Origin of the sequence: Rhizobium ecuadorense (genome assembly GCF_001187535.1) — a bacterium.
GTDB classification, from domain to species: domain Bacteria; phylum Pseudomonadota; class Alphaproteobacteria; order Rhizobiales; family Rhizobiaceae; genus Rhizobium; species Rhizobium ecuadorense.
The window spans coordinates 1-430 of record NZ_LFIO01001364.1 but is presented as its reverse complement, the minus strand read 5'-3'; the positions used below and the strand labels follow the sequence as shown (position 1 = coordinate 430).

The 430-nt window shown below is 61.4% G+C and carries 1 pseudogene; it reads right to left on the bottom strand.

The features are described from left to right. Positions 1-430, bottom strand: a pseudogene (locus AF337_RS29480) (BPTD_3080 family restriction endonuclease); the annotation flags it as partial.

Below are 430 nucleotides of genomic sequence, written 5' to 3'. Positions count from 1 at the left end.
AGTTGAGGAACGCCTCAACGATCTTGACCAGCTGCGCTGCGAGATACTCGTAGTTACCCGAAAAACCGTGGCTGAGTTCGGCGAAGGCCTTCCGTGCTGCCTGAAAGACGAGACGTTGCAGACGAAAGCCGTCAGGCAGTTTCTCGAGGTCGATGGCTGTCACCTTGCCCATGTCGGTCGCGCCGCCGAGCGCGGGGGCCAATTCCGCGCTGATTGGCGTGCTGGCAGGGTCGAGCACGAGCGGTGTTACCTTGCCCCAGTCCATGGCAAGTTGTGGTCTCACGACCGTTTCAACCCGCAGCACGTTCGGCCAGCGAAGTTCCAGGTGGGCCCGCTCGGGCAGGACTTCGATCTGAGTGGTCGGTTTCGGAGGCGGTGGAGCTTCCCCGCCTTCGCCTGTTTCCGAAATGGAAAGCGGCACACCGAAAAC